This window comes from Olavius algarvensis spirochete endosymbiont, assembly GCA_900608495.1.
Lineage (GTDB): Bacteria > Spirochaetota > Spirochaetia > DSM-2461 > DSM-2461 > UBA2779.
The window spans coordinates 50,181-57,007 of record UWYT01000239.1; the positions used below are offsets into that span (position 1 = coordinate 50,181).

Here is a 6,827-nt window from a genome sequence, read left to right on the forward strand (position 1 = left end):
AATGTGATATGGTGAAGTGGGAGAAATGATGGCAATGAAAGTACAATTAGCCCTGCTAACCGGTGGATCTAGTGGTATAGGACTTGCTGTAGCAACTGAACTCGTAAAAAATGGCGCTTCAGTGATTCTCGTTGCACGTAGAGAAGAGCTGCTGGCTAAGGCAAAGACGGGGCTTGAGCGAATAGCAGCGCAAAATGTGTTCCGGGTGCAAATTCACACTCTCTCGTTGGATGTTTCCGACGCAAACAAGGTGAACAGGATGATACCCCCTCTTCTTGATAAAACCGGAACCCCGGATTTCTGCTACATAGGAGCCGGAATCGCCCATCCGAACCACTTCGAAAAAATAACCCGGGAAATTTTCCAACGAACCATGGATGTGAACGTTGGTGGAACGTGGAATATACTCAGCACCGTGGTTCCGCGTATGAAAACCGAGGGGAAAGGGACCATTGCAATCGTATCATCGCTTGCCGGGCTTGTGGGGACTTACGGATATAGCGCATATGCGGCTTCCAAATTCGCCCTCGTCGGCCTCTCTCAGTGTCTGCGCAATGAATTCAAATCAGATGGCATAGACGTGAAAGTGCTCTGTCCCCAGGATACCGACACGCCTCAGCTCGCTGCCGAAAACAAAACGAAACCGGATGAAACTCGGAGAATCAGTAGAAATGCCTCCATAATGAGTCCTCAGGCCGTCGCAAAAGCGCTTGTAAAAGAACTCGGAAGCAAAAAGTTCCTTATCATTCCGGGAGCGATGGGTAAGACAGGTTGGCTTACCTACAGACTTTTCCCCAGGCTAGTATACAGGAAGTTTGACAGGGAAGTTAGTTATGTCAGGAAGCGGAAGGCCACATCCTAGGCTTGTTTCGTTTGCTCAAGCTTTTTGAGCTTCCTGTGAGTGGAGTTGAGATTCTTCACAATCTTCTGGATTGATTCATCAGCTATTGTTCCCGGTGTTTTTTTCTCAATTTTGTAGACCTCCTCGCCAAGAGTGGCCATTTGTTCTCGAATTTCTCGCTTCAAGTTGTGTACATTTATCTTTCTCTGTCCCTCGGCAGACACCTCGGTGGCCTTCTTTGTAACGACGGTCACCCCATCTTTGATTCCCTTTACGATATTGTTTTCAATTTTCTTCCAATCCGGCACGATAATTCCTCCCTTGTTGTTAATAGGCCCATTCCAACTATAGATGTTTAGAGCCATTTAGACAAGATAATTCAACGCAAATGCTTTTGCAAGCCGGGCGACCCTGAAACACGACACGGCATTTCCCAGTATATCTGTATATCAGGGACTACTCGATTCAAAGAGCCCATCTATAGCATCCCTTGCCTCAACAAATCGATCATTGTAATCGCCACTGATAACTCGATAACTAACCTCATACTCCGCAAGCATTTCCTTAAGATGCACATTGTTTTTCTTTCTTGTTTCCTCAGCACCAGCAAAACGCAGACCGTCGCTAACCCATTCCAAATCAGGTTCCAAATAAAGCCAGAGATCAAATTTCTGCCGTCTGATAATTTGATCGATCAAATCACTACGTCGTCCAAAGTACATTTCCAAATAGTATTGTGTTACAACCGCCTCACTATCAATCAGCAGGAGTTTGTTGCAATTCAAGGTTAATTTCTCGGTTAACAGAAAATGCTCCATTGCCAGCTGATCGAAGTGCTCCTCAGTCAATTGATTGCTGTATCGGTAAGAATAATCCCTGCCCACTTCCCGTACATAGGGCGTATTATAAAATTTGCTGAGTTTTTCGGTGAGAGTGGTTTTACCCACGCTTTCCGTACCCACCAAAGCTATCCGCTTAACAAAAAATGCCTGCACTGTCTTAGGAAGAAGCCACCAATAGTCATAGAGATTTTGACGGATCTCGGCGGCCGAATGCGCTGCAACGACATCTCTTCGAATATCGATAACAATGTGCTCGGCTTCGGGATAATACTTATCGAAGAGTTCATCATACTCGTGTTCCGAGCTGAACACATGGGAGATAGGTTTTCCGATGGCCTTTTTCACAGCCTTCGTGCCATCATCCCAATCATCCGATTTTCCCCAATTCTCCACATTGATATGAAGTATCCGTATATTCTCAAGTTGGCTTAAACATTCACCAATCCAACTCAGTCTCAATTCTGCCGGCATAGGCTGTACTCCGTCTGTCTTACAAACCCGTTCGTCCTCATCGCTGGAGTTGAGAACAACATAAAGATTCTCCACATGATTACTCGCCTCGATGATTGCAAAAATGTGGCCACGGTGAAATGGAAGAAAACGCCCTCCGATAAAACCAACTGTTCCTTTGATATGCTCTAACGATTGCAACATAAAATCCCTCTTCGATACAAAACCCTCTTAGTCTATTATGCAATCGGAACATAGGGGAATTAACCCGCGATGAAAAGAGTTAAACGCTTTTGGGCTACCTGGGCGCTTAACGATTACGAGTTCGGCTCTTAGTGAGGACTTCAAAATATCATATATGGCAGAAAAGCCTCTGATACTACTTGCAAACGATGATGGTATTGATTCCCCGGGTTTGGTGGCGGCAGCAGAAGCATTGGTATTATTTGCCGATATCCTTGTGGTTGCACCCAAGTTTCAACAAACGGCGACTGGACGCGCGCTCCAGGGATCTCCAGAAGCCATCTTTGAATCACGCACTCTGGAAGTTGCAGGTGATGATGTTACAGCCTGGTGCCTTGATGCCTCGCCTGCAACCACGGTTCGCCATGCACTTCAATGTCTGTGCGTCAAGCGACGGCCGGATATGATGGTGTCGGGCATCAATTATGGTGAAAATCTGGGCACCAATGTCAGTGCCTCAGGAACTGTTGGGGCGGCGATACAGGCTGCTATTTGGGGCATACGAGCATTGGCGGTTTCTTTTGAAGTGCCCTATGAATATCATTACACCTACGGAAATGTGGATTGGAGAGGAGCAAAGGAAGTACTGGAGCGCGCAGTAAGGCAATTATTGGTTGCCATCTGGCCCGAGGATGTGGACATCATCAAAGTGGATATACCGGATACAGTCGACAGGACTACTTCCTGGCGGGTATGCAGGCAGTCTCGCGAACCTGGTTGGTGGGGATTTGTACCTGGTGCAAGGTTCGATACGCCAGTGGGTAAAACCATTGGACAAAAAGGTCCTCGCCCCGGCAAATCCGGACAGCCATGTGATGATTTGACTGCTCTTTACCAAAGGAAGGAGGTGGCTATCACGCCATTGAGCCTGGATATGTCATCTAGAATTCGTTTGGAAGAAATTCATAAACTGCTTTAACCAGTCGTCCAGCCGGCTCCTTCTTCCGCACGAAGGCCAGTATGCCGACTGGCAATGGCGAGGGCCTCTTTCACAAGGCACTCCACCTCATCCCATTTCTTATTCTCCAGGAGTTTCATACTCACCATCCAACTCCCACCACACGCGATTACCGCCGGGTGAGTTAACCATCGATCCAGATTACCAGCATCGATGCCACCAGTGGGCACAAAGCGAACATCATTATATGGCCCATGTAGAGCACTGAGCTTTGCTGGGCCACCGGATGTACCGGCGGGAAAGAATTTAAGCGCTTTCAGCCCCTTCGCGACGGCCATTTCGATACCAAGAGTTGAATCCACACCGGGAAGGATGGGAATTTGTTGGTCTATAGCCCAATGCACCACAGCCTCGTTGAATCCGGGACTCACTAGATAACTGGCACCCGAGTCCCGCGCCGCCCTGGCCTGATCGAGTGTTCGCACAGTACCGGCGCCCACCAGAAGATCTCCCCGTTTTGACATTATTCTGATAGTTTCAAGTGCCTCAGAAACACGAAGAGTTACTTCAGCGACAGGGAGTCCCCCGCTAATGAGTGCTCCCGCAAGCCCGTCGACGCTCCTGACATCATTGAGAGTAACAACGGGAATAATCCCATAACTCGCAATCTTTGCTAAAAAAGCCTCGTACAACATTGTCCTCCGATCAGCTATCTGCTTTCTACGAATCCAATGTTATAGTGGGATATCGCCCCGGTTAGTCAACATTGATTCGTCCTGGTTGGCCCGATGGTGCTGTCTTTATACTTCACTAAAATGAGATGACTATTAAAACTAAGTTTCAACTCCTTTCGATTGCTGAACTACTGCGGCTACTCTAAACTATCACACAAGGTGAAGCAAAGAATCATATACACGTTAACCGACGAGGCTCCCATGCTTGCAACCCATGCCCTGTTGCCGATTATACAGGCCTTTACACGCGCCGCCGGAATAGAAATTGAGACAAGAGACATATCTCTAGCTGCAAGAATTCTCGCCGCATTCCCCGAATATCTAAGTGAAGAGCAAAAAGTTCACGACGCACTGGCCAACCTCGTAACATTGGTTAACAAACCCGAGGCTAACATAATCAAACTGCCCAATATTAGTGCCTCAGTTCCCCAAATCCGACAGGCAATAGAGGAACTCCGAGAAAAAAATTACCATGTACCCCTATACATTGAAAATCCCAAGGATGAGGAAGAAAAGTCAATTCGAGCGAAATATGATAAAATCAAAGGCAGCGCCGTAAACCCGGTTCTCCGAGAGGGGAACTCCGACAGACGTCCTCCCCCCGCCGTTAAACGCTATGCCAGACAGCACCCCCATCCAATGGGGCCCTGGATTTCCACATCAGCAACCCATGTGTCCAGTATGTCTTATGGAGATTTCTACGGCAGCGAGAAATCCATTTCTGCGGAACATGAAACAGTCTTTCACATCGACTTCGTCCCAAACAAGGGTAAATCCATCCGTCTTCGCCCCCCCGCGCCCATCGAGAAAGGTGAAATAGTTGACTCGGCAGTGATGAGCCGCAAAGCCCTTAGGGAGTACTTCGAACTGGAAATGGCTGATGCAAAGTCAAAGGGTTTACTACTCTCACTGCATCTAAAGGCTACTATGATGAAAATTTCCGATCCCGTGATATTCGGCCACGCGGTATCGGTTTATTTTAAACCCCTCTTCGAGAAACACCAGGCCATCTTCAAAAAACTCGGTGTATTTCCTGAAGATGGATTGGCTCAGCTCGAAAGTAAAATCACCCAATTGGAGGCTAAACAAAGACGGGAGATTCTGACCGAACTTGCAATTGCCTACAAAAATCGCCCTCCCCTCGCGATGGTGAATTCCGAGAAGGGAATTACAAACTTCCACGTACCAAGCGATGTGATTATAGATGCTTCCATGCCGGCGTTAATCCGGGCCTCGGGGAAAATGTACGCCAGGGATGGCAGCCTTAACGATACCAAGGCACTAATACCTGATAGAAGCTATGCCTCTATATACCAGTGTGTCATCGATTTCTGCCGCAAAAATGGCGCCTTCGATCCGGTCACAATGGGGAGCGTATCCAATATCGGCCTGATGGCTCAAAAAGCTGAGGAATACGGATCGCACGACAAAACTTTCATCGCCCCTGCCGCGGGTATTATCCGAGCCGTCGATGCGAACGGAAGAAGCTTTTTAGAGCAGAATGTCGAGGATGGCGACATCTTTCGAATCTGCCAAACAAAGGATGCAGCTGTTAGAAACTGGGTAAATCTCGTGGGTTCCAGAGCTAAAAGAACCAAAACTCCAACGATTTTCTGGTTGGATAAAAAGAGACCTCATGACGCGCAGCTGATAACAAAAGTCAATCGCTATATTCAAGGCGATAGGGAGCTTGACATCAGAATAGCCAGACCCTTCGAGGCCTGTCAGATGACTTTGGAGCGTGTTGCCGCAGGGAAAGACACCATATCGGCTACAGGAAACGTACTGCGCGACTATCTCACCGATCTCTTCCCCATCCTCGAACTCGGTACAAGCGCCAAAATGCTGTCGATCGTGCCGCTAATGAGTGGCGGCGGGATGTTCGAAACCGGGGCTGGCGGCTCCGCGCCTAAGCATGTCCAACAGCTCCAAAGCGAAAATCATTTACGCTGGGATTCATGTGGCGAATATCTCGCACTGGCCGCTTCCCTCCAACACCTGGCCGATACATCGGGTAAACCCGAACCCGAGATACTGGCTGGAACTCTCGATACAGCCATTGGCAGACTCCTGGAAAACCGAAAGTCTCCTTCACGAAAATGCGGCGAACTTGATAACCGAGGCAGCGCCTATTACCTGGCCGTCTACTGGTCACGGGCCCTCGCGGAGCAGAACAAAAATACCAAACTAAGAGTGAAATTTCTCGATCCTGCTCGCAATTTGCTCGAAAATGAAAGAAAAATCATCGATGAACTCGCACAAGTTCAAGGCAAGCCCGTCAACCTGGGTGGTTATTACATGCCAAATCCAAGCGCCCTGAAAGCCATTATGCAGCCTAGTCCCACCCTTAACAGAATAATCAATGCCATGGGAACGGACAATTCCGTATCTAACCCTCTCCAAGTAGGATAAATTCTTCAATCAGCAAAATCGCGGGCCTGGAAGCGTGAATTCTGGGATACGTCGTCCGTTCAGAGGCTGGCTCTCTCCTTGGAGAACTTCCTCACCCCGCCAGTCATTGGATTCAAGCACTCAATCTTTGGCATTCCTATCCAATTAAGCAATTCACCGATTTGCACCTCTAATCCTTGAACTCAGCTGCCAGCGATTGGATGGAAGACTTGGCGTCTCCGAAAAGCATGCGTGTATTCTCGCCAAAAAAGAGTGGATTGTCGATGCCTGCAAAGCCGGGATTCATCGAACGTTTGAACACAATCACCGTTCGCGCCTTATCCACGTCCACAACAGGCATTCCATAAAGTGGTGAATTCTCATCATTGCGAGCAGCAGGATTCACCACGTCATTCGCCCCAATAACA

At 48.2% G+C, this 6,827-nt stretch carries 7 protein-coding genes; 3 read left to right on the forward strand and 4 right to left on the reverse strand.

Annotated elements, in window-relative coordinates; translation table 11 throughout:
• The first annotated feature begins 25 nt into the window (after positions 1–25).
• The gene (locus S1OALGB6SA_RS07035) at positions 26–862 is read left to right on the forward strand and encodes an SDR family oxidoreductase (RefSeq protein WP_124032987.1); all 837 of its coding nucleotides are present in this window, start codon (positions 26–28) and stop codon (positions 860–862) included.
• Here the strand turns inward: S1OALGB6SA_RS07035 and S1OALGB6SA_RS07040 are convergent.
• The gene (locus S1OALGB6SA_RS07040) at positions 859–1,206 is read right to left on the reverse strand and encodes a hypothetical protein (RefSeq protein ID WP_124032988.1); all 348 of its coding nucleotides are present in this window, start codon (positions 1,204–1,206) and stop codon (positions 859–861) included. The genes S1OALGB6SA_RS07035 and S1OALGB6SA_RS07040 overlap by 4 nt on opposite strands.
• 84 nt (positions 1,207–1,290) lie before the next feature.
• On the reverse strand, positions 1,291–2,337 hold the full coding sequence (nadR, locus tag S1OALGB6SA_RS07045; RefSeq protein ID WP_124032989.1) for a multifunctional transcriptional regulator/nicotinamide-nucleotide adenylyltransferase/ribosylnicotinamide kinase NadR: 1,047 nt from the start codon (positions 2,335–2,337) through the stop codon (positions 1,291–1,293).
• A 154-nt stretch (positions 2,338–2,491) separates the two neighbouring features.
• Between nadR and surE the strand changes: the two genes are divergently transcribed.
• Entirely contained in the window at positions 2,492–3,295 is an 804-nt protein-coding gene (surE, locus tag S1OALGB6SA_RS07050; RefSeq protein ID WP_124032990.1) for a 5'/3'-nucleotidase SurE, read from the forward strand.
• On the opposite strand, the gene eda is transcribed toward surE, so the two are convergent.
• Positions 3,292–3,969: a bifunctional 4-hydroxy-2-oxoglutarate aldolase/2-dehydro-3-deoxy-phosphogluconate aldolase gene (gene eda / locus S1OALGB6SA_RS07055; protein WP_124032991.1), complete on the reverse strand. Its 678-nt coding sequence runs from the start codon at positions 3,967–3,969 to the stop codon at positions 3,292–3,294. The genes surE and eda overlap by 4 nt on opposite strands.
• Before the next feature lie 198 nt (positions 3,970–4,167).
• On the opposite strand from eda, the gene S1OALGB6SA_RS07060 reads away from it, so the two are divergent.
• Positions 4,168–6,420: an NADP-dependent isocitrate dehydrogenase gene (locus S1OALGB6SA_RS07060; RefSeq protein ID WP_230204486.1), complete on the forward strand. Its 2,253-nt coding sequence runs from the start codon at positions 4,168–4,170 to the stop codon at positions 6,418–6,420.
• Positions 6,421–6,589: 169 nt separating this feature from the next.
• Here S1OALGB6SA_RS07060 and S1OALGB6SA_RS07065 read toward each other — a convergent pair.
• The coding region (locus S1OALGB6SA_RS07065) for an NAD(P)(+) transhydrogenase (Re/Si-specific) subunit beta (protein WP_148084049.1) at positions 6,590–6,827 on the reverse strand (238 nt) is incomplete at its 5' end.